This is a genomic window from Pseudomonas sp. PDM26 (assembly GCF_019219185.1).
Classification (GTDB): domain Bacteria; phylum Pseudomonadota; class Gammaproteobacteria; order Pseudomonadales; family Pseudomonadaceae; genus Aquipseudomonas.
Genome location: NZ_JAHUWC010000002.1, coordinates 660609 through 686345, shown reverse-complemented (window position 1 = coordinate 686345; position 25737 = coordinate 660609). Strand labels below are relative to the sequence as shown.

General features: G+C 60.9%; 25 protein-coding genes, 1 tRNA gene and 1 pseudogene. 11 read left to right on the top strand and 16 right to left on the bottom strand.

Annotation, left to right across the window (positions count from 1 at the left end; genetic code table 11):
- Position 1: 1 nt before the first annotated feature.
- Complete coding sequence (locus KW849_RS06965; RefSeq protein ID WP_218428711.1) at positions 2-1144, bottom strand: PotD/PotF family extracellular solute-binding protein; 1143 nt, start codon at positions 1142-1144, stop codon at positions 2-4.
- 39 nt (positions 1145-1183) lie between these two features.
- Positions 1184-2299, bottom strand: coding sequence for an ABC transporter ATP-binding protein (locus tag KW849_RS06960; protein WP_218428710.1), 1116 nt, complete (start codon positions 2297-2299; stop codon positions 1184-1186).
- 553 nt (positions 2300-2852) lie between these two features.
- On the opposite strand from KW849_RS06960, the gene KW849_RS06955 reads away from it, so the two are divergent.
- Positions 2853-3176: a DUF6124 family protein gene (locus KW849_RS06955; RefSeq protein ID WP_218428709.1), complete on the top strand. Its 324-nt coding sequence runs from the start codon at positions 2853-2855 to the stop codon at positions 3174-3176.
- Between the two features lie 131 nt (positions 3177-3307).
- Here the strand turns inward: KW849_RS06955 and KW849_RS06950 are convergent, their stop codons facing one another.
- The 3 genes from KW849_RS06950 to KW849_RS06940 form a co-directional block, all read right to left on the bottom strand.
- Positions 3308-4132, bottom strand: coding sequence for a response regulator transcription factor (locus KW849_RS06950; protein ID WP_218428708.1), 825 nt, complete (start codon positions 4130-4132; stop codon positions 3308-3310).
- Between the two features lie 158 nt (positions 4133-4290).
- Positions 4291-4686, bottom strand: coding sequence for a VOC family protein (locus KW849_RS06945; protein WP_218428707.1), 396 nt, complete (start codon positions 4684-4686; stop codon positions 4291-4293).
- Positions 4687-4761: 75 nt separating this feature from the next.
- A complete protein-coding gene (locus tag KW849_RS06940) occupies positions 4762-5991 on the bottom strand; it encodes an MFS transporter (protein WP_218428706.1) in 1230 nt (409 codons plus the stop codon).
- A gap of 133 nt (positions 5992-6124) precedes the next feature.
- Here KW849_RS06940 and KW849_RS06935 point away from each other — a divergent pair, with 133 nt between their 5' ends.
- The 5 genes and pseudogenes from KW849_RS06935 (at position 6125) to KW849_RS06915 (ending at position 9725) form a co-directional block, all read left to right on the top strand.
- Complete coding sequence (locus tag KW849_RS06935) at positions 6125-6898, top strand: helix-turn-helix domain-containing protein (protein WP_218428705.1); 774 nt, start codon at positions 6125-6127, stop codon at positions 6896-6898.
- Between the two features lie 21 nt (positions 6899-6919).
- Positions 6920-7063 (top strand): annotated as a pseudogene (locus tag KW849_RS06930) (helix-turn-helix domain-containing protein); the annotation flags it as partial.
- 77 nt (positions 7064-7140) lie between these two features.
- Complete coding sequence (locus KW849_RS06925) at positions 7141-7521, top strand: RidA family protein (RefSeq protein ID WP_008021538.1); 381 nt, start codon at positions 7141-7143, stop codon at positions 7519-7521.
- Positions 7522-7534: 13 nt separating this feature from the next.
- Positions 7535-7729 (top strand): hypothetical protein, encoded by a 195-nt coding sequence (locus KW849_RS06920; RefSeq protein WP_218428704.1) that lies wholly within the window; start codon positions 7535-7537, stop codon positions 7727-7729.
- Positions 7730-7736: 7 nt separating this feature from the next.
- Complete coding sequence (locus tag KW849_RS06915) at positions 7737-9725, top strand: U32 family peptidase (RefSeq protein WP_218428703.1); 1989 nt, start codon at positions 7737-7739, stop codon at positions 9723-9725.
- Between the two features lie 41 nt (positions 9726-9766).
- On the opposite strand, the gene KW849_RS06910 is transcribed toward KW849_RS06915, so the two are convergent.
- Both KW849_RS06910 and KW849_RS06905 read right to left on the bottom strand, forming a co-directional pair.
- Complete coding sequence (locus KW849_RS06910) at positions 9767-10348, bottom strand: hypothetical protein (protein WP_256357094.1); 582 nt, start codon at positions 10346-10348, stop codon at positions 9767-9769.
- Positions 10349-10461: 113 nt separating this feature from the next.
- Positions 10462-10890, bottom strand: coding sequence for a hypothetical protein (locus tag KW849_RS06905; RefSeq protein WP_218428702.1), 429 nt, complete (start codon positions 10888-10890; stop codon positions 10462-10464).
- A 321-nt stretch (positions 10891-11211) separates the two neighbouring features.
- On the opposite strand from KW849_RS06905, the gene KW849_RS06900 reads away from it, so the two are divergent.
- A tRNA-Gln gene (locus KW849_RS06900) sits at positions 11212-11286 on the top strand.
- An 83-nt stretch (positions 11287-11369) separates the two neighbouring features.
- Here KW849_RS06900 and KW849_RS06895 read toward each other — a convergent pair.
- Positions 11370-12032, bottom strand: a complete 663-nt coding sequence (locus KW849_RS06895) for a glutathione S-transferase family protein (RefSeq protein ID WP_218428701.1) — start codon at positions 12030-12032, stop codon at positions 11370-11372.
- Positions 12033-12122: 90 nt separating this feature from the next.
- Positions 12123-12623 (bottom strand): DoxX family protein, encoded by a 501-nt coding sequence (locus KW849_RS06890; RefSeq protein ID WP_218428700.1) that lies wholly within the window; start codon positions 12621-12623, stop codon positions 12123-12125.
- A 368-nt stretch (positions 12624-12991) separates the two neighbouring features.
- Between KW849_RS06890 and KW849_RS06885 the strand changes: the two genes are divergently transcribed.
- Positions 12992-14494: an aldehyde dehydrogenase family protein gene (locus KW849_RS06885; RefSeq protein WP_218428699.1), complete on the top strand. Its 1503-nt coding sequence runs from the start codon at positions 12992-12994 to the stop codon at positions 14492-14494.
- Positions 14495-14555: 61 nt separating this feature from the next.
- Here KW849_RS06885 and KW849_RS06880 read toward each other — a convergent pair whose 3' ends face one another.
- Together KW849_RS06880 and cynS are read right to left on the bottom strand one after the other, a co-directional pair.
- Positions 14556-15215: a carbonic anhydrase gene (locus KW849_RS06880; protein ID WP_218428698.1), complete on the bottom strand. Its 660-nt coding sequence runs from the start codon at positions 15213-15215 to the stop codon at positions 14556-14558.
- A 61-nt stretch (positions 15216-15276) separates the two neighbouring features.
- Positions 15277-15744: a cyanase gene (gene cynS / locus KW849_RS06875; RefSeq protein ID WP_007971791.1), complete on the bottom strand. Its 468-nt coding sequence runs from the start codon at positions 15742-15744 to the stop codon at positions 15277-15279.
- A 123-nt stretch (positions 15745-15867) separates the two neighbouring features.
- On the opposite strand from cynS, the gene cynR reads away from it, so the two are divergent.
- Entirely contained in the window at positions 15868-16749 is an 882-nt protein-coding gene (gene cynR / locus KW849_RS06870) for a transcriptional regulator CynR (RefSeq protein ID WP_218428697.1), read from the top strand.
- A 234-nt stretch (positions 16750-16983) separates the two neighbouring features.
- Here cynR and KW849_RS06865 read toward each other — a convergent pair whose 3' ends face one another.
- The 3 genes from KW849_RS06865 to KW849_RS06855 form a co-directional block, all read right to left on the bottom strand.
- Positions 16984-17313, bottom strand: a complete 330-nt coding sequence (locus tag KW849_RS06865; RefSeq protein ID WP_108215974.1) for a hypothetical protein — start codon at positions 17311-17313, stop codon at positions 16984-16986.
- A gap of 522 nt (positions 17314-17835) precedes the next feature.
- Positions 17836-18339, bottom strand: a complete 504-nt coding sequence (locus tag KW849_RS06860) for a GNAT family N-acetyltransferase (RefSeq protein WP_218428696.1) — start codon at positions 18337-18339, stop codon at positions 17836-17838.
- A 181-nt stretch (positions 18340-18520) separates the two neighbouring features.
- Complete coding sequence (locus KW849_RS06855; protein WP_256357093.1) at positions 18521-20467, bottom strand: DNA topoisomerase III; 1947 nt, start codon at positions 20465-20467, stop codon at positions 18521-18523.
- A 255-nt stretch (positions 20468-20722) separates the two neighbouring features.
- On the opposite strand from KW849_RS06855, the gene KW849_RS06850 reads away from it, so the two are divergent.
- Positions 20723-21091, top strand: coding sequence for a DUF427 domain-containing protein (locus KW849_RS06850; protein ID WP_218428694.1), 369 nt, complete (start codon positions 20723-20725; stop codon positions 21089-21091).
- Between the two features lie 53 nt (positions 21092-21144).
- Here KW849_RS06850 and KW849_RS06845 read toward each other — a convergent pair whose 3' ends face one another.
- The gene (locus tag KW849_RS06845) at positions 21145-22767 is read right to left on the bottom strand and encodes an MFS transporter (protein WP_218428693.1); all 1623 of its coding nucleotides are present in this window, start codon (positions 22765-22767) and stop codon (positions 21145-21147) included.
- Positions 22768-23025: 258 nt separating this feature from the next.
- The gene (locus tag KW849_RS06840) at positions 23026-24672 is read right to left on the bottom strand and encodes a GMC family oxidoreductase (protein ID WP_218428692.1); all 1647 of its coding nucleotides are present in this window, start codon (positions 24670-24672) and stop codon (positions 23026-23028) included.
- A gap of 132 nt (positions 24673-24804) precedes the next feature.
- Between KW849_RS06840 and KW849_RS06835 the strand changes: the two genes are divergently transcribed.
- Complete coding sequence (locus KW849_RS06835; protein WP_218428691.1) at positions 24805-25701, top strand: LysR family transcriptional regulator; 897 nt, start codon at positions 24805-24807, stop codon at positions 25699-25701.
- Positions 25702-25737: the final 36 nt, after the last annotated feature.

Below are 25737 nucleotides of genomic sequence, written 5' to 3'. Positions count from 1 at the left end.
ATCAGGCGGACTTGAAACGCGCCATCAGTTCGGCGCGCGCCGGGCTGGTCAGCGTCGCGGCGGCACCGAACTCCAGCGGGCTCAGGGCCTCGGCGGCCGGGTACATGATCGGATCGTCGAGCATGGCCACAGGCAGCAGCGCGTCGACACGCTTGTCGCCGCTCGGGTAGCCATGGCTCAGCACTTCCAGCTTGTTGTGCTGCGGGTCAAGCAGGTAGTTGATGAATGCGTAGGCGGCGTCCTTGTGCTCCGAGCTTTTTGGAATCGCGAAGAAGTCGCTCCACAACTCGCCACCTTCCTTGCCCAGTTCGAACTGCATTTGCGCGTTGTCGCGGTGCAATTGCGAGGCGTCGCCGGTCCAGGACATCGCCAGCCAGGCATCGCCGCTGCGCATCGATGGCTGGATGTCGGAGTTGATCGCGAACAGGTGGGGCTTGACCTCGATCAGCAGTTTTTCCGCGTCGGCCAGTTCTTTCGGGTCCAGGGAGTTGAAGCTGTAGCCGAAGCTTTTCAGCGCGTTGCCGATGGCGGTCAACTGGTAGTCGTGGACCATCGTGCGGCCACTGGCCGGGCCCTGGGCGGCGGCCCAGAATTCCTTCCAGCTGGTCGGGCCGTTTTTCAGTTTGCCGGTGTCGTAGAGCATGCCGGTGGTGCCCCAGTTTTTCGGCACCGCGTAGACCTTGCCGTCCACCGTGCCCTGGGCCATGAATTTCTGCTGGAACGCCGAGGCGTCGAAGTTGGGAATGCGCGACAAGTCCAGCGGCTCGATCAGGCCCAGGCCGACATAGGTGCTGATGGTGTAGTTGGTCGGCACCAGCACGTCCCAACCGCTGCCGCCGGCCTGCAATTTGGCGAGCATTTCTTCGTTGGAACCGAACACACTCATCGACACCCGGGCGCCGCTGGTCTTGGCGAAAGCGTCGAGGTTTTCCTGGCTGTGGTAGTTCGGCCAGGTCGCCAGCGACAGGCGATCACCGAGCCTGGTTTGCTCGGCGGCCTCGGCGGTGGATGTCAGCAGGCCGGGCATGTTGGTGGCGACCACGGCGGCGGCGATCCCAAGGCCGGTGCGTCCAAGGAACTCGCGGCGGCTGATCGAGCCGTTCTGCCAGCTGCGCAGGGTTTTTATAAAAGTCTTCTGGTCCATAGCACGCTCCACATCCGGTTGATGAAACGAATCGATGATTTACAACGCCATGGCCAGGCCATTGGCGTGATCCCAGCCGACGCGCACTGCCGCGCCGTGTTCGAATGCATTGGCGCCATGATCCTGCTGGCGTGGCACCCTTACGCAGACCACGCCGAAGGCTTGGGTGCGCACGCGGTATTCGGTGGAATCGCCCAGGTAGATGCGGTCCTCGACGCAGCCTTGCAGCTTCACTTCCCGGGCCATCTCGGCGCTGGCCCCGGCGATGCTGATCAGCTCCGGGCGCACGGCAATGCAACCGGCGGCGTTGGCGCTCAGGCCCTTGCCGGTAGGTGTCAACGGGCTGGTCAGTTCCAGCCCTTGCTCGGTGCGCAGCACCACCGAGTTGCCGTGGAGCTGGCGCACGGTGCCGTCGAACAGGTTGGACTCGCCGATGAAGTCGGCCACGTAACGGCTGGCCGGGGCTTCGTAGAGTTGTTCCGGGGTGGCGGTCTGGATGATCGAACCGTTGTGCATCACGCTGATGCTGTCGCTCATCGACAGGGCTTCTTCCTGGTCGTGGGTGACCAGCACGAAGGTGATGCCGACTTCCCGTTGCAGGCGCAGCAATTCCGATTGCATCTCCTTGCGCAGCTTGCGGTCCAGCGCAGCCAGCGGCTCGTCGAGCAGCAACACCGTCGGCTTGTTGACCAAGGCGCGGGCGAGGGCGACACGCTGTTGCTGGCCGCCGGAAAGTTCACTCGGCTTGCGCTGGCCGAAGCCGCTCAGACGCACCATCTCCAGCGCTTCATCGGCCATGCGCAGTTGCTGTTTCTTGTCCGGGCGCGGGGTGCGGTAGCGCAGGCCGTAGGCGATGTTCTGCGCCACGGTCAGGTGCGGGAACAGCGCGTAATGCTGGAACACCATGTTCACCGGCCGCTCGAAAGCCGGCACGCCGGCCACACTTTTGCCGGCCAACCGCACCTCACCGCTGGTGGGCTGTTCGAAGCCGGCGATCATGCGCAGGGTGGTGGTCTTGCCACAACCCGAGCCACCGAGAAAGGAATGAAACGAGCCACGCCGCACCGCGAAATCCAGGCCGCTGACGGCCTGCACCTCGCCATAGCGTTTGACCACATTGCAGAATTCGATATCGCTTGGCGGGGTGTCGTTCACGAGGCGGGCTCCCTTGCAGTGATGAATCAGTGCGTCGGGGGCCAAACTAGCAATCGGGGTTTTGCGGTGTATATATCCCTTGGGGGATAGGAGCGCTTGTTGTAGGAGCGAGCCTGCTCGCGATGGGCTCAAGAGCGCTGCGTTCAGCCAGTCATCACGCGTATTCGTTAACGACCATCGCGAGCAGGCTCGCTCCTACAAAATGCAGATGCGTGTTTAAAGACACCCGGAGTTACTTCGCGAAGGCTACACCACCTTGCGTCGTTGCCTACAGGTACGCCAGAATCCGCCGGCTTGTGCGCCTTGGGGTTGGGTTTTATCGTTGGCCGGTCGCTGAATAACAACAGTGATCGGGTTTGGTAGCCCGGTGTTACAAGGTGCAATGCGTCACTATCAGCAGCATTTTTTGCTCTGCTACATGGTGGCCATGCACAGGGCGCCTTCGGGCGCGCCGGTTTCCTTGTACCCGGTCTACCAACCTGCGTATGGCCACCACCCAACGTTTGGTAGCGTGAGAGTGATGGCTCCTTTTTACGGTACAAGGAGTTTCACTATGTTCAAAGTCACACCCAATCCCCCGGACACCGATCCGGCATCTCCGTACGAAAGTCTCGATCACGACCTCAACCCCGGCCCCCACATCATGGCGACGCCGCGCAAGCCCAGCACAATGTTCATCGTCAATCCCGAGCTCAATACCGAAACGTTGCTGGTGCATGCCTGTGAATCCCTGGCGTCGGCCAATGTCATGGCCAACGATCTGGTGGATCATCTGGAAGGGTCGAGTCGCAATGCGCTGTTGGGCATTGCGCAAGTGATCATGCTGGGGGAGTTGGCGGTGAACCGGGCGCTGGATCGGCTCGACCCAACGGATTAATCGCTATCCACCGTAGGAGCTGCCGCAGGCTGCGATCTTTTGATCCTGATCTGCTCTTGAATGCCGAAAATCAAGATCAAAAGATCGCAGCCTGCGGCAGCACCTACCGGGGGGAGGTGGTGGTCTGTTTTTCAGGCTTGCAGCCTGAGGCCGGGGGCCTGCAAGGGATCTTCCGTTAACTCCCGAATAAACAACCCCAGCAATTCCGACTGGCTGCCAATCCCCAACTTCGCGTAGATGTTCTTGCGGTGAATCTTCACCGTGCCGGGGCTGATGTTCAGTTGTTCGGCCACCGAAGCACTGGAGTGGCCGCGCAGCAACAGTTGAACGATTTCCTGCTCGCGGCCGGTGAGGATGTGCGCGCCGAAGTGGTCGAAGGCTTCGCGGATCTTGAAGTCCAGGTCCTGTGCCGGTCGCGGTTGCTGGGCTTGACGCAAGCGCCAGGCTTCATTGATGACCTGCTCGACCACCGCTTGCGCACACTCGACCAGTTGCATTTCGTCCCGGCTGAATGCACAGCTGGCGCTGGAGCGCATCAATGACAACACCGCCGTGGCACCACCACCGAGGTCGACGAAAAACGCCACTTCTTCGGCCAGACCCGTCTGCTGGTAATAGGTCAGGAAGTATTCGCCGAGGTAGAAGTGGTCGGGGGCGAACTGGCGCAAACGCCACAGTCCCGGCGCCTGCCCGCGGGTGCAGGCCAGGTAGAACGGATCGAGCAGGTAGGGCCCGCACTGATAGTCGTCGACATACACCGCGCGCTTGTCCGCCGAGAAGGTATCGAACAACGCCAGCGGCCGGTGATTGCCTTCGTAGACAAACAACACGAAGTGATCGACCGGGCAGATTTGCCGGATCCAGTGGCTCAAACCCGACAGCCGCGCATGCCCGGCAGGCAGGTCGAGCAGGTGGGCGACTCCGGTGGTCCAGAGTTTCAGTTCCTTGGGGCGCATGGCGGCTACAGGCAGTGGAAGATGGCCTTTGGATGCACAAAGTACGCCATGGCGGGTGGCCCCGTGTGGCGCGGGTTGGCGGACGGCAAGGCGTTTAAAAGACGCACCGCTCTGGGGCTGGGTGTTACCGAGTGCTACAGGGCGGGTAGCAGAAATGATCAGGCGGTTGATTGGTGCTGGACGATCTGGATGAGATTGCCGCAGGTGTCGTCCAGTACCGCGAGGGTGACCGGTCCCATCACCGTCGGCGGGCGGGTGAATTGCACGCCGGCGGCGCTGAGCCGGGCATATTCGGCGTGCACGTCTTCGACGCCGAAAAACGTGCAGGGAATGCCGTCCTGCTTGATCGCCGCCTGGAACGTTTTTGCTGCGGTGTGGGCATTGGGTTCCAGCAGCAGCTCGACGCCATCGGGATCGCCGGGGGATGTCAGCGTCAGCCAGCGATGTTCGCCCATGGGGATATCGTGCTTGAGTTCAAAACCGAGCACATCCCGGTAGAAGGCAAGCGCCTTGGCCTGATCATCGACGAGCACGCTGGTGACTACGATTTTCATGGGTTGATCCTCCTGATGGCTGGGCCGCAAACCTGGAGGGTGCTCTCCTTTTCAGCAGAACACCCCCTTGGCCATTCACGCACCCGACGGGCGTTGTCTGGTAGACGGCAACAGTATGGTCAGAATTCCCAAAAGCGGCAGGAACGAGCACAGCGTGTAGACGTACTCGATGCCATGGATATCCGCCAGATGCCCGAGCAGCGCGGCGCCAATGCCGCCGAATCCGAACATCAGGCCGAAGAACACCCCGGCGATCATGCCGACGTTGCCGGGTACCAGTTCCTGGGCGAAGACCACGATGGCCGAGAACGCCGAGGCGAGGATGAAGCCGATGATCATGCTCAACACGCCCGTCCAGAACAGGTCGACGTAGGGCAGGGCGAGGGTGAAGGGCGCGGCGCCGAGGATCGAGAACCAGATCACCTGCTTGCGGCCGATCCGGTCGCCGATCGGGCCACCAAAGAACGTGCCCGCCGCGACGGCACCGAGGAACAGGAACAGGTACAGCTGCGAACTGGCCACCGACAGGTCGAACTTCTCGATCAGGTAGAAAGTGAAGTAACTGGTGAAGCTGGCCATGTAGAAGTATTTGGAGAACACCAGCAACGCCAGCACCACCAGGGCGAAGGTCACTCGCCGCTTGGACAGGCCGTGGGTGGCCTTGCCGCCTTGCTTGAGCTTGAACAGGTTCAGGTGATTGCGGTACCAGCGGCTCAGGCCGTATTGCACGAGGATGGCGAACACCGCGAACAGGCCGAACCAGGCGACGTTGCCCTGGCCATAGGGAATGATGATCGCGGCGGCCAGCAATGGGCCGAAGGCGCTGCCGGCGTTGCCACCGACCTGGAAGGTCGATTGCGCCAGGCCGTAGCGCCCGCCCGAGGCCAGGCGCGCTACCCGCGAGGTCTCCGGGTGAAAGGTCGACGAGCCGACCCCCACCAATGCCGAGGCCACCAGAATGGCCGGGAAGCTGCCGACCATCGACAGCATCAGAATACCGATCAGGGTGCAGACCATGCCGGTCGGCAACAGCCACGGCTTAGGGTGACGGTCGGTGTAGAAACCGATCCACGGTTGCAGCAGTGAAGCGGTGAGCTGGAAGGTCAGGGTGATCAGGCCGACCTGGGTGAAACTCAGGCCATAGGTGGTCTTGAGCATCGGGTAGATCGATGGCAGCACGGCCTGGATCAAGTCGTTGATCAGGTGCGCCAGGGCGCAAGCGCCGATGACACGCATGACCAGCGGGCTGGCCTGGCTTGCAACCGAGACGGTGGGCGAGGGTGAGCTGAAGGTAGTGGTCGACATAGGCGAGTTTCCGGATAAAAACGCGAACTGCGAACGCAAGGCGCAGCCCATTTCAGGGTTCGGCGTTATCCTAGGGGCCTCAAAGGCGCCCGTCTCGCGCAACTCGGGCATGGACCATCTAAAAAAGGGCGTCATGATCAAACCATTGCAGACATTTCTGGCGGAAATCGACCAGGGCGGCTGGAGCGTTCGCAGCAGTGCGACCGACTACCCGGAAAACTGGAACATCGCGCCGCATTCCCATGAAAAGCATCAACTGATCTATGCCATCGAAGGCGTGATGGTGGTGCACACGGCAACGAGCCAATGGACGGTGCCACCGAGCCGCGGCATCTGGATGCCCAGTGGAGAAGTGCACTCGATTCGCTGTGTGGGGCCGATCAAGATGCGCAGCGTGTTTGTGCACCCCGACGCGAGCCAGGATCTGCCCACCGAAACCCGGGCCGTGAGTGTGTCCGCATTGTTGAGTGAGCTGATCAAGGTCTCGGTCGATTTCGATTTCAACTGCGATCCGGACTCTCGGGAAGCCCGGGTGCTGCGGCTGATCCTGGATGAACTGACGATCCTGCCGACCTTGCCGTTGAACCTGCCGCAGCCCACCGATCCACGGATCAACCTGATCTGCACCGCGTTGCAGCGTGATCCCGGGGATGGCTCGACGTTGTCGGACTGGAGCGCCCGTTTGAGCCTCGACGCCAAAACCATCCAGCGCAGGTTTCGCAAGGAAACCGGCATGACCTTCGGCCAATGGCGCCAGCAAGCGCGGTTGCTGCTGGCGCTGGAGCGCATAGCCGTCGGGGAGAAGATCATCGACATCGCCGGGGAGCTGGGATACGACAGCCCGAGCGCGTTCACGACCATGTTCAAGAAACAGTTCGGCAAGACGCCGAGTGATTTTTTCAAGTGATGGATATTTAACCGATCAGCCGATCAGCCGATCACCGAGGTTGCCCTGCAGTGCGGCTATACCGACCACAGTGCGTTCACCCGGCAGTTCAAGGCCTTGACCGGCTTCACCCCGCGCCAGTACCGCCAGGCCACGGGACACGAGCAGCCGTCCGGTCTGGATTAGCGACGCGCCAGGGATCGCCCTGTAAACTGGCCGCGCAAAAGGCGCTCGCCTTACCCTTTCAAGCAAGAGAACCTGCAATGGCAAACCACGACCTGACCTTTACCCCCGATCCTGATGCCGATTCGATTTCCTCCGACGTCGTCGGGTTTGGCGGTGTGCTGGTCTCCACCCAGATCCCGACCCGCGCCGATGGCAGCCTGGAGCTGGGCGACATCACCCTGCAAAGCGAATGCACCCTGCAAGCGCTGAAGGTTGCGCTGGAGCGTGCCGGCAGTTCCATGGACCGCGTGATGCACCTGACCATCTACCTCACCGACATGGCCGACCGCGCCGCGTTCAACGAGGTCTACAAGCGCTACTTCGCCAAACCATGGCCGGTGCGCGCTGCTGTCGGCGTGGCGTCCCTGGCGGTTGAAGGCATGCGCGTGGAAGTCACGGCTATGGCTGCCAAGGCCTGATGTAGGAGCGAGCTTGCTCGCGATGAACGTTAACGATGACGTGGGCATCCTGTATGCACGCGTCGCCCTTGTGTTCATCGCGAGCGAGCTCGCTCCTACAGGGATTGAGGCAGGCCGGGCCTACGCATACACCATCGGGCAGCATTCGGGTGCCGGTCAGGCGTTTCGCCGCTACAATGCACGCCTCGACCGTGACAAGCCTGACTAAAAAAACTATGTCTTTGCCCAAACATCACCTGGAATTGCTCAGCCCTGCCCGCGATGTGAGCATCGCCCGCGAGGCCATCCTGCATGGTGCCGATGCCGTGTACATTGGTGGCCCGAGCTTCGGCGCCCGCCACAATGCCTGCAACGAAGTGAGCGATATCGCCCAGTTGGTGGAATTCGCCCGTCGCTATCACGCCCGGGTGTTCACCACCATCAACACGATCCTGCACGACAACGAACTGGAGCCGGCCCGCCAGCTGATCCACCAGTTGTACGACGCCGGCGTCGATGCGCTGATCGTCCAGGACCTGGGGGTGATGGAACTGGACATTCCGCCGATCGAACTGCACGCCAGTACCCAGACCGACATTCGTACCCTGGAGCGGGCGAAGTTCCTCGATCAGGCTGGCTTCTCGCAGCTGGTACTGGCCCGCGAGCTGAATCTCCAGGAGATCCGCGCCATCGCCGACGAAACCGACGCGGCCATCGAGTTCTTTATCCATGGCGCGTTGTGCGTGGCGTTTTCCGGTCAGTGCAACATTTCCCACGCGCAAACCGGGCGCAGCGCCAACCGTGGCGACTGCTCGCAAGCCTGCCGTCTGCCGTACACCCTCAAGGACGAAAAGGGTGGGGTGATCGCCTACGAAAAGCACCTGCTGTCGATGAAGGACAACAACCAGAGCGCCAACATCCGCGCCCTGGTCGAGGCCGGCGTGCGTTCGTTCAAGATCGAAGGTCGCTACAAGGACATGGGCTATGTGAAAAACATCACTGCCTACTACCGCCAGCGCCTCGACGCCGTGCTCGAAGACCGTCCGGACCTGGCCCGCGCCTCCAGCGGCCGCACCGCGCACTTCTTCCTGCCCGACCCGGAAAAAACCTTCCACCGTGGCAGCACCGACTACTTCGTCACTGACCGCAAGATCGATATCGGCGCCTTTGACTCACCGACCTTCACCGGTCTGCCGGTGGGTGTGGTCGAGAAAGTCGCCAAGCGTGACATGCAGGTCGTGACGCACGAGCCGCTGTCCAACGGCGACGGTCTCAACGTGCTGGTCAAGCGTGAAGTGGTGGGTTTTCGCGCCAACATCGCAGAACCCAAAGGCGAATTCGAGGAGGATGGCGAGAAGCGTTATCGCTATCGCGTCGAGCCCAATGAGATGCCGGAGGGGATGTACAAGCTGCGCCCCAACCATCCGCTGAATCGCAATCTCGATCACAACTGGCAACAGGCGCTGCAAAAGACCTCCGCCGAGCGTCGTATCGCCCTGAGCTGGGTCGCTCGCCTGCGTGAAGAACAACTGGAACTGACCGCTACCAGCGAAGAAGGCATCAGCGCCAGCGTCACCCTGGCGGGCCCGTTCGGCGCCGCCAACAAACCGGAACAGGCGCTGGAGCAATTGCAGGACCTGCTCGGCCAACTGGGCACCACGCAGTACCACGCCATCGACATCAAGCTGGACGCCCCGCAGGCGTACTTCATTCCGAACTCGCAGCTCAAGGCCTTGCGCCGTGAAGTGATTGAAGCCCTGACCGAAGCGCGGGTTGCCGCCCACCCGCGTGGCAGCCGTAAAGCCGAAACCAGCCCGCCGCCGGTGTACCCCGAGTCGCACCTGTCGTTCCTGGCCAACGTGTACAACCAGAAAGCTCGCGACTTTTATCACCGGCATGGCGTCAAGCTGATCGATGCGGCCTACGAGGCCCACGAGGAGACCGGCGATGTACCGGTGATGATCACCAAGCATTGCCTGCGCTTCTCCTTCAACCTGTGCCCGAAACAGGCCAAGGGTGTGACTGGCGTGCGCACCAAGGTTGCACCGATGCAACTGATCCACGGCGATGAAGTACTGACGCTGAAGTTCGACTGCAAGCCTTGTGAAATGCACATCATCGGCAAGATGAAAGGCCACATCCTCAACCTGCCGCAACCGGGCAGCGTGGTCGGTCACATCAGCCCCGAAGACCTGCTCAAGACCATCCCGCGCGCGCCGCACTGAGTGACAGGTGGGCACGCCGCAAAGGCGCGCCCACCTGTTGTTCAATACCCTGCGTAGTTGAAGTAAACGAATGCCACGGCAACAGCCAGACCAAACGCTGCCAGGGCTTTTGTTTGTGCGGTTGCCTGAAATTCGCCCGACGCTTGCTCATGGGGTTGCGAGTGCGCGGTGGCGTCATGGCGGCGCTGCAGAATGGCCCGATAGGTGTAACCAAAGCCGATCAGCAAGGAAATAGCCATCAAGCCGAGGATCAGCCAACGTATCGTTGCCGGTTTTTTAGCGGCGGACAGGCTGTACTCGTGTTCACAGGCCGCGCTCTCGAACTCCAGCACAGAAATGGGCTGGTAAACCGTTGTGGGCCGTTGTGCATCACTGTGTATCGCCGCCATTTGCTCCAGGTCCAGTGCCTGATACTTCCAGAGCGTCATCGATCCTTCCCGGCAGTAGGTGAACGTAGCGGGGCTCGAGGCGCCGATGATGCACGCGTCGTCGATACCGATGTTTTTCAGGGTTTGCATCGCAGACCGTGTGAAGTCCATTTCGAGGACAGGAATGACGCCGTTGGCAGACACCACGACCGACACCAGCAGGCTCGCGATGGCGCAGAGGGTTGATATTTTCAAGGTCGAGACCCCCTCGCTTTTTACAGGATCTTGTTTTAAACGCGGGGTCTGGTTGCAACCTGCTTTTGCTGAAGTCTAGACGCTGGCGACAAACCTGGAGCTGGCGATTGAAACTATTCGCAGCTTTCGGCGACGGCTTTTTCAGCTCGTTTGTATTCCTGTTTGACGTCGGTGGGGATGCGCTGCTTTTTCATTTCCTGACCGAGGAAGCGTTGCTCGCCCCGGGACTGGACCTCTGCGTCCTCGGCTGTTATCTGCGCCTCGATGGCTGCAGCATGCTTGTCGATGACGGCATCGATCTCGGCTGCATTCCTGGCGGTATCGAGCGCTAAAACCAACAGGCCGGCCTCGGCTTTTTCGGCTTCGGCATAGGCTTCGACCGTCAACCCGGAGGCCAAGGCCCGTGTCTGGGTTTCCAGGCGATTGAGATGCTCCCGGGCAGCCTTGCAGACCGCTTCCTGTCGCTGGTTCTGGATGTGTTCCCAGGTGTTCAACCCATAGATCGCGGCCCCGACCACCAGTAGGGTTGCAGCGGTAGCCATTAATTTGCCTTTCACATTGGCGCCCTCAGATGGCAAGGGGAAGGGTGTTGCGCAAACGATTCCTGATTCCATTCGGGTAAGGAAAAGCGTAGCAGACCTGGTCGGGCTGAACGTGTGTCGACCACTCTCCAAGATGCGGCTCAACACTAAGCGTCTGTTTTAGAAAACAAATTGTTTTGTTGGGGCTTCCCAAACGAGACAAAGGTTGGTAAATTTGCGCCCACTCTTGCACAGGCCCTCAGGGAGCCTCTCGCGCAAGCAGGCAACAGCTCTTGTTGCCACTCAAGAAAGCGAGTGCCAGGCACTCATCGCAACAGATACAGGGGCGTCGCCAAGCGGTAAGGCAGCAGGTTTTGATCCTGCCATGCGTTGGTTCGAATCCAGCCGCCCCTGCCATTTTTTCTTCCTGCGTAATCAGATAACACTCGACCGGCGGTTATTATTCTCGGCGTTTCCGTTTTCGCGCCCGTTGTCCACCTCTACCGAAAGCGTTCCGGGATGGCCTCGGCAAACGGATACCAGGAAAACCAGGGTCTTGCCTCGTCGATCACGCGCGCGACCGAGGGCCTTTGGACCAGCCTGTCGAAATAAGCACTCAAGTGGTGATGATCGTCGGGAAAGGGTACGAGGGTGCTGGCATAGAACAGCGCCGGGGCAGCAGCACAGTCGGCCATGCTGAACGCCGGGCTGGCGACCCAGATTCTCGCTGTCAGCTGACGTTCAAGCATGCCGTACGCCGTTGTCAGCGCGGCGCGTTCGCGGGTCAGGTCGCCGTTTGCGGCATTGATTCGGTCAGCGACGATCTTCTGCATCGGCACCTGAACGTGCAGGTCGAAAAAACGATCCCACAGACGTACTTCCAGGGCTGCTTCCCAATCGTGCGGAATCAGCTGCGCCTGGCCGGGATGAAGCCGGTCCAGGTACTCAATGATCACACTCGACTCCGGCACAGCCTTTTGCCGGGCGTGATCGTGAAGCACCGGGAACTTGCCGATCGGCCACAGGGCCTGAAGTTCGGCCCGGTCGGCATCGTTGCTCAGGTCGATAACCCTTTTTTCAAACGCGATGTCCAGTTCATAGAGCGCGATCAGCGCTTTGTGGCAGAACGACGAGAGCGGGTGGAAATAAAGAGTCAGTGACATCCTTCAATTCCTCGGTCAGATGGAAACCGCTTTATTATCCGTCGCCATCCGCCAATCCGCGAGGCGCTCCATTCTGGTGTTTTTTGCGTTTCAGCGACGCCAACGATTCAGCAACGCATCGATGCTGAGCTTGCCGGCACCCGACAGTAACAGCGGCGTGAGCGCCACAAGGTAGATCAATGGCAGCTTGAAGTTGCCGTAACCCTTGTTGCTGATGGCATACCCTTGGGCAAGTTCGCTCAGGGTGTGCCAGTCGGCGGGCCAATGGATGGCGGCGGTTGCGACGAGGGTAAGCACCATCAGGCTCAACGCCGAAAAACGCGTGCCCAGGCCCAGTAGCAAGGTCATGGAAAAGATCAGTTCGGCCCACATCGACAGTTCCCAGTTCAGCGTCGCTGGAAGGTGGTCGAACGGAAACGGGAAGCGCTCCTGGATATCGGTGAACCAGTTCTGGCCATTGAATTTCTCAAGGCCCGACTCGAAGAACTCCCAGGCGAGGAACACCCGCAGCGCCAAAGGCGCAACCCAGTCGCCGGCACGGTCGAGGTTCAGGTGCAGGCCTTTGACGGCCGAAGAAATGGAGGTGCTCATGGACGTTGATCTCTTTCAGGTCAGGGATGCGGGGCAGCGGCGTGCCCGGTGAGTTGAGCGTTTGACCGGCGTGGCCAATCGACAGGCGTATTTCATCAATGGGGTGTATCTGCGGTGTGTCGTTGTGGCGGGGTTTTGAGTGCGGGGTGTGTCGGGGACGGGGCTGTACACATTGAGATACGCAAACGGCCACCGCTGTCCCCTGTAGGAGCGAGCTTGCTCCGGGCGGCGATCCGACGATGGTCGTTAACGAAAACGCGTGCCTGCTGGATAAACGCGGCGTTCCGGAGTCCATCGCGAGCAAGCTCGCTCCTACAGGGAAATTGCTATACATTTTCCAACCGCCCACAGCATGGTGATACCGCTTCATGTCTCTTGCGCTCGAACGTCTAGTCGCTGGCACGCCCATCCCTTTCGCCGGTAATCGTGTCACTGTCGTCAGCCCCGAACTGGCGCAGCGCTTCCAGCCAGGTGACCACCTGCTGGTGGAGCAGGTCAGTGGCGAGTTGCTGCTGATCCCCGTGGCGGACCAGCAAGCGGCCAGCGTCGCGATCGAGCGCGCCGAAGCGGCGTTTACCGCGCTGTCGGCGGTGTCCGATCAAGCGATCAGCGCCTTCTTCGATCTGTTTGCCCAACGCCTGGAAACCCCGGAGTGCTGGGCCTTGATCGAGGCCGCCAACCTGGCCGACATCGAACGGGCCAAGGCGCGCGGTCGCTCGACCACCCGGTTGCTGGCCGATGAGCGCATGCGTCGCGACATGATCGCCGGCCTGCGCGCGTGGCGTGATGCAGCGGCCAGCCGTGGCAAGGTGATCAGTTGCGTCGAGCATGATGGCTGGAAAGTCGAACAAGTGGTCTCGCCGCTGGGCATCGTCGCATTTGTCTTCGAAGGCCGGCCGAATGTGTTTGCCGATGCGGCCGGTGTATTGCGCACCGGCAACACCGCCGTGCTGCGCATCGGCAGTGATGCGTTGGGCACGGCCCAGGCGATCGTCACCCATGCACTGAACCCTGCGCTGAGCGACGCCGGTTTGCCGGCCGGTGCGGTGTCGCTGGTGGAAAGTGTCAACCACGCCGCCGGTTGGGCGATGTTCGCTGACCGGCGCCTGTCATTGGCGGTGGCCCGTGGTTCGGGGCGCGCCGTCAGCCAGTTGGGCAGCATCGCGCAGCAGGCCGGCACGGCGGTCAGCCTGCACGGCACCGGTGGTGCGTGGCTGATCGCCAACGCCGATGCCGACGCCCAGCGCTTTGCCGCCGTGGTGCGCAACTCCCTGGACCGCAAGGTCTGCAACACCCTGAACGTCTGCCTGATTCACCGCGACCGTGCCGCTGAACTGGTGCCGCTGTTCCTCGACGCACTCAAGCAGGCCGGCACCGCACGGGGGCAGGGCTGCAAGCTGCACATCGTCGAAGGCAGCGAGTCGCATTTGCCGCAAGACTGGCTGGCTGCAACGGTCCAGGTGTACCGCGCCGAAGGCTATCAGACCGAGGCGCAGGCCGAGCCGTTGGCGGAAGATCAATTGGGCCGTGAGTGGGAATGGGAAGAAACCCCGGAAGTCAGCCTGAAAATCGTCGACGACCTGGGCAACGCCATTGCCTTGTTCAATCGCTACAGTCCGCAATTCACCGTGTCCTTGATCAGTGAAAGTGACGAGGCCCAGGAGCGTTTCTATAACGCGGTCAACGCGCCTTTTGTCGGCAATGGCATCACCCGATGGGTCGACGGCCAGTACGCGCTGAACAAGCCGGAACTGGGGCTTTCGAACTGGGAGAGCGGGCGCCTGTTTGCGCGCAGTGCGATTCTCTCGGGCGATGGCGTGTTCACCATTCGCAGCCGCATGACCCAGGTCGATCTGGGCGTCAAACGCTGAGCTGACGGAACCAGTGACCGCTGCAAGGGCGGTCACTTTCTTGATCAGACCGCGGTTCTGATCACGCGGCTTTGATCGCCTTGGCCGATACGGCACAAGTGCCCGGATGCTCGACCAGCGATACGAAACTCCGGCTGCCGGCATCCAGTGCGTCGATCGAACCGGTCTCGATGTCGTACACCCAGCCATGCAGGTTCAACAGGCCCTTTTCCTGGGCCAGTCGCACACTCGGGTGTGTCTGGATGTTGGCCAGTTGGGCGATGACATTCTCCCGAACCATCGAATTGACCTTGGCCGCCTCACTGGTGTGTGGCCGGGCTTCGTTGATCACTTTCGCCGACTCGGCATGTTGCAGCCAGCCGCTGACGGCGGGCAGGTGATCCATGCAGGTGCACTTGGCCACGGCCGTCATGGCGCCGCAGTCCGAATGGCCGCAGATCACGATGTCAGTCACGCCGAGCACAGCGACGGCGTATTCGACCGTGGCCGACACACCACCCGGATGCGGACTGTAGGACGGCACGATGTTGCCGGCGTTACGGATCACGAACAGTTCACCGGGTTCTTGTTGGGTCAGCAGTTCCGGCACGACACGGCTGTCGGAACAGCTGATGAACAGCGTGCCTGGATGTTGGGTGGTGGCCAGGTGTTTGAACAGGTCGGTGCGTTGCGCAAAGGCTTCTTTCTGAAACTTCAAAAAACCGTCGATGAGCGCTTTCATGATCGCTTCCTCATGGATGAACAGGGTTCGGCCCGCACAGGGTGTGCGGGCCGGTATCAACTTAGAAAGGACGCAGGGGCAGGAACTTGCCGTCGAGGGTGATGACGGCGCGGGAGCCGCCTTCCGGATCTTCGACTTTCTTCATGTCGAGCTTGAAGTTGATCGCGCTGATGATGCCGTCGCCGAACTGCTCATGAACCAGGGCTTTGAGGGTAGTGCCGTAGATCTGGATCATTTCGTAGAAGCGGTAGATGGTCGGGTCGGTCGGCACGCCCGAGAGGCTACCGCGCAGCGGGATGATCTGCAGCCGGGCCACGGCGTCGGCGTCCAGTTCCAGCTTGTCGCCGACCACTTTGGCAGCGCTTTCAGGCAGCGGGTGTTGACCGAGCAGGGCGGCGGTGACGTAGGCCAGGCTCAAACCTGTGCCGTCGGCCAGGTCCTGCCACGACAGGTTTTTGCGCGCCTTGGCGTCCAGGACAGAAGTGGTCAGGGCCAGGCTTGGGTCGTTGTAGGCATGGGACTGTTGCATGGTGATTCTCCTATCGGAAGGGGTGTCGCTTGGGTGTGGGGCCATCTTCTGCCGATCCATCCATAGCGTCCAAGACCGATATAGAATGCAATCCATAAGCACTGCCTATAGATGGAGAATCCCATGTTGCTTCGACATTTGCGTTATCTGCTGGCGGTGGCCGACCAGGGTGGTTTCACCCGCGCCGCCGAGGTGCTGCATGTGTCCCAGCCGACCTTGTCGCAGCAGATCCGCCAGCTGGAAGAATCCCTCGGTGTGAGCCTGTTCGACCGCACCTCGCGCACGGTCAAACCCACCGATGCCGGCGAGGCTTACATTGAATGCGCGCGGCGGGTACTGGTGGAGCTGGAGGCGGGCAAGCGTGCGTTGCACGACGTGAAGGATTTGTCCCGCGGGAACCTGCGCCTGGCCATGACGCCGACCTTCATGGCCTATCTGGTAGGGCCGCTGGTGCGCGACTACATGACGCGTTACCCGAACATCCACCTGGAGATATTCGAGTTGTCGATGAACGAAATCGAGGCAGGGCTGGCAGATGATTCGCTGGATATCGCGATTGCGTTCGATCAGGTGAGAAACGCCGATATCGAATCGATTCCGGCGTTTACCGAAATCCTGGGGTTGATGGTTGGGCGCGATCATCCGCTGTACGAGCATCAGGCGGCGTTGTCTGCGCAGGAGGTGGCTCAGCTTGAGTTTGCACTGCTGACCCCGGACTACATCACCCGCACGTGCATCGATGAATATTTCGCGCAGGCGCACATCACACCCAAGGTTGTGATTGAAGTTAATTCGGTCAATACGCTGCTGGAAGTCATCCGACATTCCGCCATCGCCACCATCCTGCCGGAATCCATCGCTACTCAGGATCGGGCATTGCGCAAACTTTCCATGCTGGGCGCAGCGCCTGAACGCGGTGCCGCGTTGCTGCGGCGCAAGAACAACTATCACAGTGCGGCGGCGGTGGCGTTTGTGGATCTGGTGTTGGGGACTGATTTTTCATAACCACTACAAAACCCTGTAGGAGCCGGCTTGCCGGCGATGGACTCAAGTGCGCCGCGTTTATCCGGTTTACACGCGTTATCGTTAACGACCATCGCCGCACCGCAGCGCCTACAGGAGACCGCGTCCTGGTCGAAAATGAAGTGACCTCCAAACCAGTGAAAGCCCCAAAAAAAGGCCTGCTCCTTATCGGGAGCAGGCCTTGTTTATCAATAAGTCAGTAATGACTCATTTCAATCAGTAGAACCGGTCAATCACCCGAACTTCGTTCTGATCCTGCATCGAGGCCCAGGCCTGTTTCAGGGTTTGCAGAACATTACCGATGAAGTCCTTGTCGGCCGCGGCCTTCTTGCCGACATAGCCCTGGCCGCGACGGTACATCTTCAGTCGGGCCAGCAGGTTCTGGTTGTTCTGGTCGAACTCTGCTTCATGGGCGTGCGGCGACAGGCAGTCGATATGAACCTGGCCACACTTGCTGATCCAGAGAATATGGTTGTCGTGGCTGTCTTTCTTTGCAGCGAAGATACGAGCCAGTTCATCGATAGTTGGTTGATTGTTCAGATTCATCATAAAGCCCCTTGACCAATTGGTGATCTTTCAAAGTTGATTCGCTAATACAGGTAGCCCATCGGTTAGTTGATCCCTGGCACCGAAACCAGGACGTCAGCGTTCGACCGCCTTATCGGGCGGGGTCCTGCGTCTGCTGCATGTAGTCGTGTTGAATAACTGCTACGCAATAGCGTCACAACGAAGAGAAGCGGCGAAAACCTTAAGGCCACTGCCGACGTTTTCAGGGTCGGCCACAAGCTTCATGAGGATTGCTCGCCAAGACTTCTCGCCCTTGTACTGGACGTTCAGGCCAGGTCAGCTTCTTCAATCTGCCTTGTGGGCAGCGTGTATCCGGGAAAAACAGCTCGGCGGTCAGACGAGCTTGCTCAAACGTGTTGCCTGTACTCCCGATCGGGGAGACGTCTGCATCATGCAAGGGCAAATCGGAGGCGTCAACGGTTTTGTAGTGAATATTTTTTGTCACTACATATTGTCTGACAAAGCTGTTCGGAATTAGCGGGGAAGTCGAGGGCATGTCGGTCAGGACGACAAAGGCGGACACTCAAAGCGGTAAAAAGTGCAGGGATGGCGGTCAACCACCTGCTGATGCAAGGTGAATCGGCCAATGTCGAGCCCCGGCATGACGGCGGCCCAGAACAGGCGTGCCGGCTGGTTCGCCTCGATGTGGAAAATCTGCCATTGACCGGGGAATTGGCTCAAGAGAGTGGAAACGACAAATCGTGCGACACCCCGGCCACGGAAGCGTCGACTGACAAACAGATAGCCGATGTTGTACTCGGCACCGGGTAGATGGGTCTGGTTATCCACGGTTACGAAGCCGGCCAGTTCTGCGTCGACCTTGATCAGGAAGGGGTGGGTGGCCGGGTTTCGCCAGTAGTCCGGCATAGGCAGGATGTTGAAGAAACCGTATTCGCCCAGTTTCAGCGGCAACCATTCGCTGAAGTCGTAGGCGTAGAACTGCATCAGGTTCTCGATGATTTCCAGCTCATCGCGTTGGGCGGCGTGCAGTTCTATCGAAGACATTCGAAGTGGCTCCTGACAGGCCAAGGGACACAATTGATTATGGCCGGCGTCGCACGGTCCGTGGCGAGGGAGCTTGCTCCCGTTGAGTCGCGAAGCGGCTCTCGCTTTCAAACAAAATCATTGGGCCTGCTGCGCAGTCCAGCGGGAGCAAGCTCCCTCGCCACAGGGTTCGGTGGCGGGTTTAAGTATTGCTTGACGGTTTTGACCTGCGCTTGGTGCCGCTCGCTGGTTTGCGCGGAGTGCCTTTGCGTTTTTTCTTCCATGGAGCTGCGGCGGAACCGGTGGGTGGCGGGCCGCTGATGGTCATGCTCAGCCCGGCGCAACGGCTGACTTGCTTGCTCATCCACGCCGCCTGTTTGGTGACGAATTCTTCCAGGCTCATTTCCCCGCTTTGCACCATGTCCAGGGCCTGTTCCCAGATCGCCGTGGTGCCCGGATCGGCGATGGCCCGCGGTACGGCGTCGATCAGGCTGAATGCGGCTGGCGTCGCGGCGAGGGCCTTGCCGTTCTTGACCAGATAACCACGGTCGAGCAGGCCCTGGATGATCGACGCGCGAGTCGCTTCGGTGCCGATGCCGGTGGTGTCCTTGAGTTTTTGCTTGAGTAGCGGGTCTTCCACCAGTTTGGCGACATTCTTCATCGCCTTGATCAGATCGCCTTCAGTGAACGGCTTCGGTGGCTGGGTCCAGAGGTCCTTGAGTCGCACGCCGGACACTGCGCAATCGATGCCTTCGGCCAGGTTGGGCAGGGTCTGCGGCGCGGGAGCTTCGCGCCCCTTGGCCTGCGCCAGCGCTTCGGGCAGGGCGCGTTTCCAGCCCGGCTCGATGATCTGCTTGCCGACAGCGCGTAAGGCCTCGCCGGCGCAGTCGAAGTCGGCCTGGGTGCGGTCGTACTCGTGATTGGGCAGAAACTGCGCCAGATATCGCGCGCGGATCAGGGTGTAGACCGCGCGCTGTTTGCCCGCCAGCTTGTCGAGATTCTTCGCCGCAGCGGTGGGGATGATGCCGTGGTGAGCGCTGACCTTGGCATCGTTCCAGGCTCGTGAGCGCCGTTGCGGATCCAGGTGATCGTGCAAGGCGTTCAACGCCGGATCGGCCTGGCGCAACGCCGCCAGAATGGCCGGTGCTTCGCTGTGCTGGCTGAGGGGCAAGTAGCCGCAATCACTGCGCGGATAGGTAATGACTTTGTAGGTTTCGTACAGCGCCTGGGCGATGTCGAGGGTTTCCTGGGCGCCGAGGCCGAGCTTCTTCGAGCAGACCTCCTGCAGGGTGCCCAGATCGAACGGCAGCGGGGCCACTTCGCGCATCCGCTCGGTGCGCAGTTTGATCACCCGCGCACTGGCCGCGCCGCTCATGGCGGCCGCCGCTTGTTGCGCCAGCGCCTGATTCAGGCAGCGGTCCTGATCGTCGCAAACCTCGGATGCCGCGCGCCATTGCGCGGTGAACGCGGTGCCGTTGTGCAGCAGTTGCACGTCGATGGCCCAATAGGGGACGGGCACGAAGTCGGCGATGCTGCGATCGCGATCCACCACCAGGCGCAAGGTCGGCGTTTGCACCCGGCCGACCGGCAACACGCCTTGATAGCCAGACTGGCGCCCCAGCAAGGTGAACAGCCGACTCATGTTCATGCCGATCAGCCAGTCGGCTCGGGAGCGCCCCAGGGCCGAGTGATAGAGGCTGAAGGTTTCGTTCCCCGGTTTGAGCGCCGCCAGGGCCTTGCGGATGGACGCATCATCCAGCGCCGACAACCAGAGGCGGCGGATCGGCCCGCGATAGCGGCAGTGTTCCACCAGTTCCCGGGCGATCATCTCGCCCTCGCGGTCGGCGTCCGTGGCAATGATCAGCTCGGATGCTTCACCGAGCAGACGCTTGACCGCCTTGTACTGGCTGGCGGTGCGCGGCTTGACGGTCATTTTCCACTTTTCGGGAATGATCGGCAGGTCCGCCAGCACCCAGCGCTTGTAGCGTGCGTCGTAGGCGTCCGGCGGTGCGGTTTCCAGCAGATGGCCGATGCACCAGGTCACCGTGACGTCCGTTCCCAGCCAACAGCCATCGCCCCGGCGCCGGGCGCCGAGGACTGCCGCAATGTCTTTGGCCTGGGAAGGTTTTTCACAGAGGTACAGCCGCATAACCACCATCGTCGATCAATGTGCGAGAGATGCACAGAATGGCGGTTGATGGACGATGGAGCAATCTTTATCTGTATGGATGTACAGCCTGGTGTGTCGCTCCCGTTCGGCTGCGAAGCAATCGCGAGTGTGAAACTTGGGTTATACCTGATACACCGAGGTCTCAGGTTTTGGCGCTGCTGCGCAGCCCATTGCGGGCCAGCCACGCTCCCACATCGATTTGCAGGTCCATCACCGTCATGAGGAACGCATTCCATGAAAAGCTCCGGTCCTAGCCCTGTCATCACCATCGCCGAGCAGCCTGGCTGCCTGCTGGTAAGGTTTCACGGTATTCAAGTAGCCGCCTCGGCGCGGGCCCTGGTGTTGCTGGAGGCCAATTACCCGCCGGTGTACTACGTGCCGCGTGAGGATATCGACGAGAAATACTTCGCCCGCACCGACCACACCAGTTATTGCCCGTACAAGGGCGATGCCAGCTATTTCAGCCTGCAGGTGCCAGGGCATGAAGCTGCCAACGCGGCGTGGAGTTACGAGAATCCAAAGGTGTCTGTCGAACAGATTCGTGAGTATGTGGCGTTCTACCCGGATCAAGTGAAGTTCGAGTTGCTTGATGCCGAAGTTTGATTGGGGCTGATCGGCGCGACGAGGGACCCGCTCCCTCGTCGCGAGCAATGACCTCAGTTCTTGTCGAGGTCGACGTTGCGCGTCTCACGCAAGCACAGCATTCCCACCACCAGGCTCACCCCGGTGATCACCACCGGATACCACAGCCCGTAGAAAATGTCCCCGGTGTACACCACCAGCGCGAACGACACGGTCGGCAAAAAACCGCCGAACCAGCCGTTGCCGATGTGATAGGGCAAAGACATCGAGGTGTAGCGGATGCGGGTCGGGAACAGCTCGACCATCAACGCCGCCAGCGGGCCGTAGCACATCGCGGAAATAATGATCAGCGCGACGATCAGCGCCACGATCATCGGCTTGTTGATCTGCTGCATGTCCGCCTGTTGCGGGTAGCCGGCGAGGGTCACGGCACCGCGCAAGGCGGCTTCGTCGAAACCATCGATCTTCACGTCACCGACGCTGACCTGCACGCCACTGCCGGCCGGGGCCGCTGCGCTCTGGTACGGCAGGCCCTGCTTGACCAGGAAGGTCTTGACCTTGTCGCACGGGCTGTCGAATTTCGCCTTGCCCACCGGGTCGAACTGGAAGGTGCAGGTGGCCGGGTCGGCCATCACGGTGATCGGTGCCTGGCGGCTGGCCTGGTCGATGGCCGGGTTGGCATAGTGGGCCAGGGTCTTGAAGATCGGGAAATACAGCGCGGTGGCCAGCAGCAGGCCGATCATCAGCACCGGTTTGCGCCCGACCTTGTCCGACAGCCAGCCAAAGAAAATGAAGAAGGGGGCGCCAATGATCACGCTGACAATCAACAAACCGTTGGCCACGGCCGGGTCCATTTTCAGGAACTGGGTGAGGAAGAACAGCACATAGAACTGCGCGGCGTAGAAGGTCACCGCTTGCCCGGCATTGATGCTGAACAGCGCGATCAACACCACTTTGAGGTTTTCCCATTTACCGAAGGAGTCGCGAATCGGCTGTTTGCACAGCTTGCCTTCCGATTTCATTTTCACGAAGGCTGGCGACTCGTGCAGGCTCAGGCGAATCCAGGTCGAGATGCCCAGCAGCACGATGGAAAACAGAAACGGAATGCGCCAGCCCCAGACTTCGAACTGATCGCCGGTGAAGTAGCGGCAGCCCAGCACCACCAGTAGCGAGAGCAGCAGGCCCAGGGTCGCGGTGGATTGAATCCAGCTGGTGTGGAAGCCGCGCTTGCCGATGGGCGCGTGCTCGGCGACATAGGTCGCGGCGCCGCCGTATTCACCGCCCAGGGCCAGGCCCTGGAGCATGCGCAACACCACCAGGATGATCGGCGCGGCGATGCCGATACTGGCGTAGGTCGGCAGCAATCCGACGCAGAACGTCGCCAGGCCCATGAGAATGATGGTGGCGAGGAAGGTGTACTTGCGCCCGATCATGTCCCCCAACCGACCGAACACCAGCGCACCGAACGGCCGGACGATGAAGCCGGCGGCGAAGGCCATCAGCGCGAAGATAAACGCCGTGGTGTCGTTGACCCCGGCGAAGAACTGCTTGCTGATCACCGCCGCAAGGGCGCCATAGAGGAAAAAGTCGTACCACTCGAAGACCGTCCCGAGGGACGAGGCAAAGATGACTTTCTGGGTTTCCTGACTGGTGCCCGCGCTGCGCACGGCTTCCAGGGACTGAACGTGTTCTGACATACCGGTATCCCTCACAGTGATTGTTTTTGTTGTTCCACTGTCGGCGCCGGCCTTGTGGGCTGGTGCCGCTACTGTCAATTCGACGCTAACTGCTACGATCTTCCTGTCTTACTCGCTACCTACATCGATCTTTTTGCCTTACTCGCAACCTGTAGGAGCTGCCGAAGGCTGCGATCTTTGGCCTTCCTGAGGTTGTCGGAGAAGCAAGATCAAAAGATCGCAGGCTTCGCCAGCTCCTACATTGAGCGCGTCCCACGCTCAGGTGTTTGCTACCAGTTCCATCGGTGGCTTAACGCTCCGTGTGTCGGGGTTGAGGATCATCTGCGCCGCCTTCTCGGCAATCATCAGCGTCGGCGAACAGGTGTTGCCCGAGGTGATGCGCGGCATGATCGAGGCGTCGGCGATGCGCAGGCCGGGGATGCCATGGACCTTGAGCTGCGCATCGACCACGGCGTCGGCGTCGTTGCCCATGCGGCAGGTGCCTACCGGATGGAAAATCGTGGTGCCGATCCGCGCGGCGGCTTCGTGCAGCTGTTCTTCGCTTTGCAGGCTGTCACCGGGCAGATATTCCACGGGATTGAAGGGGCGCAGGGCCGGTGCGGCGACGATGCGCCGGGTCAGGCGAATGGCATCGGCGGCGACCCGCAGGTCTTCCGGGTGGCTCAGGTAATTGGGTTGAATCAGCGGTGCTTCTTGCGGGTTGGCCGAGCGGATGTCCACCCGGCCACGGCTTTGCGGGCGCAAATCGCAGACCGAGGCGGTGAACGCCGGGAACGCGTGCAACGGTTCGCCAAAGCGCTCCAGCGACAGCGGTTGTACGTGATATTCGAGGTTGGCTGAAGTCTGCTCCGGCCCCGAGCGGGCAAAGGCGCCCAACTGGCTCGGCGCCATGGACAGCGGGCCGCTGCGGTCATACAGGTAGCGCAGGCCCATGCCCAGCTTGCCCCACAGGCTGCCGGCAATCTGATTCAGGGTGCGGGCATTTTCCAGCGTGTAGATCAGCCGCAGTTGCAGGTGATCCTGCAGGTTGCCACCCACACCGGGTAGCTCGTGGGCGACGCCAATGCCCAGCCGCTCCAGCAGCGGACGCGGGCCGATACCGGAGCGTTGCAGGATGCCGGGCGAACCGACCGAGCCGGCACACAGGATGATCTCCTTGCGCGCCTTGAAGGTTTTCGCCTGGCCTTGCCAGCGGGCGCTGACCGCCGAGGCGCGACCATTGTCCAGCAGCACGCGGTCGACTTCGACACCGGTCAGCACGGTGAGATTGGGACGCTGACGAATGGGTTTGAGAAAGGCCTTGGATGCGTTCCAGCGGATGCCGGCCTTCTGATTGACCTGGAAATAGCCGCAGCCTTCGTTGTCGCCCTGGTTGAAGTCATCGATGCTGGCGATGCCGCTTTGTTCGGCGGCACTGCGGAAGGCGTCGAGAATCGGCCACGACAGGCGCTGGCGTTCGACTCGCCATTCGCCCGCGGCGCCGTGAAATTCGGCGGCGCCGGCAAAGTGGTTTTCACTCTGCTTGAACAGCGGCAACACGTCCTGCCAGCTCCAGCCAGGGTTGCCGTCGGCGGCCCAGCGGTCGTAGTCAGCGGCCTGGCCACGCATGTAGATCATGCCGTTGATCGATGAGCAGCCGCCCAGCACCTTGCCGCGCGGGTAGCTCAGGGCGCGCCCTTGCAGGCCCGGTTGCGCTTCGGTCTTCAAGCACCAGTCGGTGCGCGGGTTGCCGATGCAGAACAGGTAACCTACGGGGATGTGAATCCACGCATAGTTGTCGCGGCCACCGGCTTCGAGCAGCAACACACGATGTTGCGGGTTGGCCGACAGTCGATTGGCCAACAGACACCCGGCCGGCCCGGCCCCGACCACGATGTAATCGTATTCATCCAGAGAAGTCTGCATCCCTGATCTCGTTTTGTTGTTCTTGTTGTCTGTCATCCTAGTTGTTAGCTTTCGTCAAAAGAATGTTAGTTTTTGCGCAGCCGCTGTGCGTTTTTAAACAGCATCCCGAACGGCAAAGAACAAGGACGATTCATGTTCGACTGGAATGACCTGCGGTTTTTTCTCGAATTGCAGCGCAGCGGGCGTTTGCTCACAGCCGCCCGCCGCCTGAACACCACCCATGCCACCGTGGCGCGGCACATCGAGGCCATCGAAAAGAGCCTCGGCACGGCGTTGTTCGTTCAACATGCCCAGGGCTATGAGATGACCCCGGCGGGCGAGGCGTTGCTTAAACACGCCGAGGCGATGGAGAACGTGGCGTTGCTGGCCCAGGAGGAAATCACCCAGTCCACCGCGCCGCTGGGCAAGATCCGCGTCGGGGTGACCGAAGGGCTGGGCATCATGTTCCTCGCCAGTCGCATGAACGGCTTGTTCGAACGCTATCCGGGGCTTGAGGTAGAACTGGTGGCGGTGCCGCGTTTTGTCAGCATCCTCAATCGCGAGGCGGAAATCAGCATCCACCTGGAGCGCCCGGCCGCCGACATGCTGGTCACCCGCAAGCTCACCGACTATCGCCTGGCGCTCTATGCCAGCCAGGACTATCTCGACCGCTCGCCGCCGTTGCGCAGTCGCGAGGACCTGGGGCGTCATGCGTGGATCGGCTATGTCGATGATTTGCTGTTCAGCCAGGAACTGATGTTCCTCAACAGCTTCTGCCGCAACCCGCGGGTGGTGTTTCACAGCACCAGCGTGATCGCCCAGCAACAGGCCGCGCGCTCAGGCCTGGGGATTGCCGTGCTGCCGTGCTACATGGCCAGTGCCGACCCGGACCTGGTACCGTTGTTGCCGGATGAAAGCATCCAGCGCAGCTATTGGATCAGCACCCGCCGCGAATTGCACAAGTCGGTGCGGCTGCGGGTGTTGTGGGATTATGTGGTGCAGTTGTGTGAGCGGGAGCAACCCCTGTTGTTCGGCGAAAGTCCCCCGTAGGAGCTGCCGCAGGCTGCGATCTTTTGACCTTGAAAC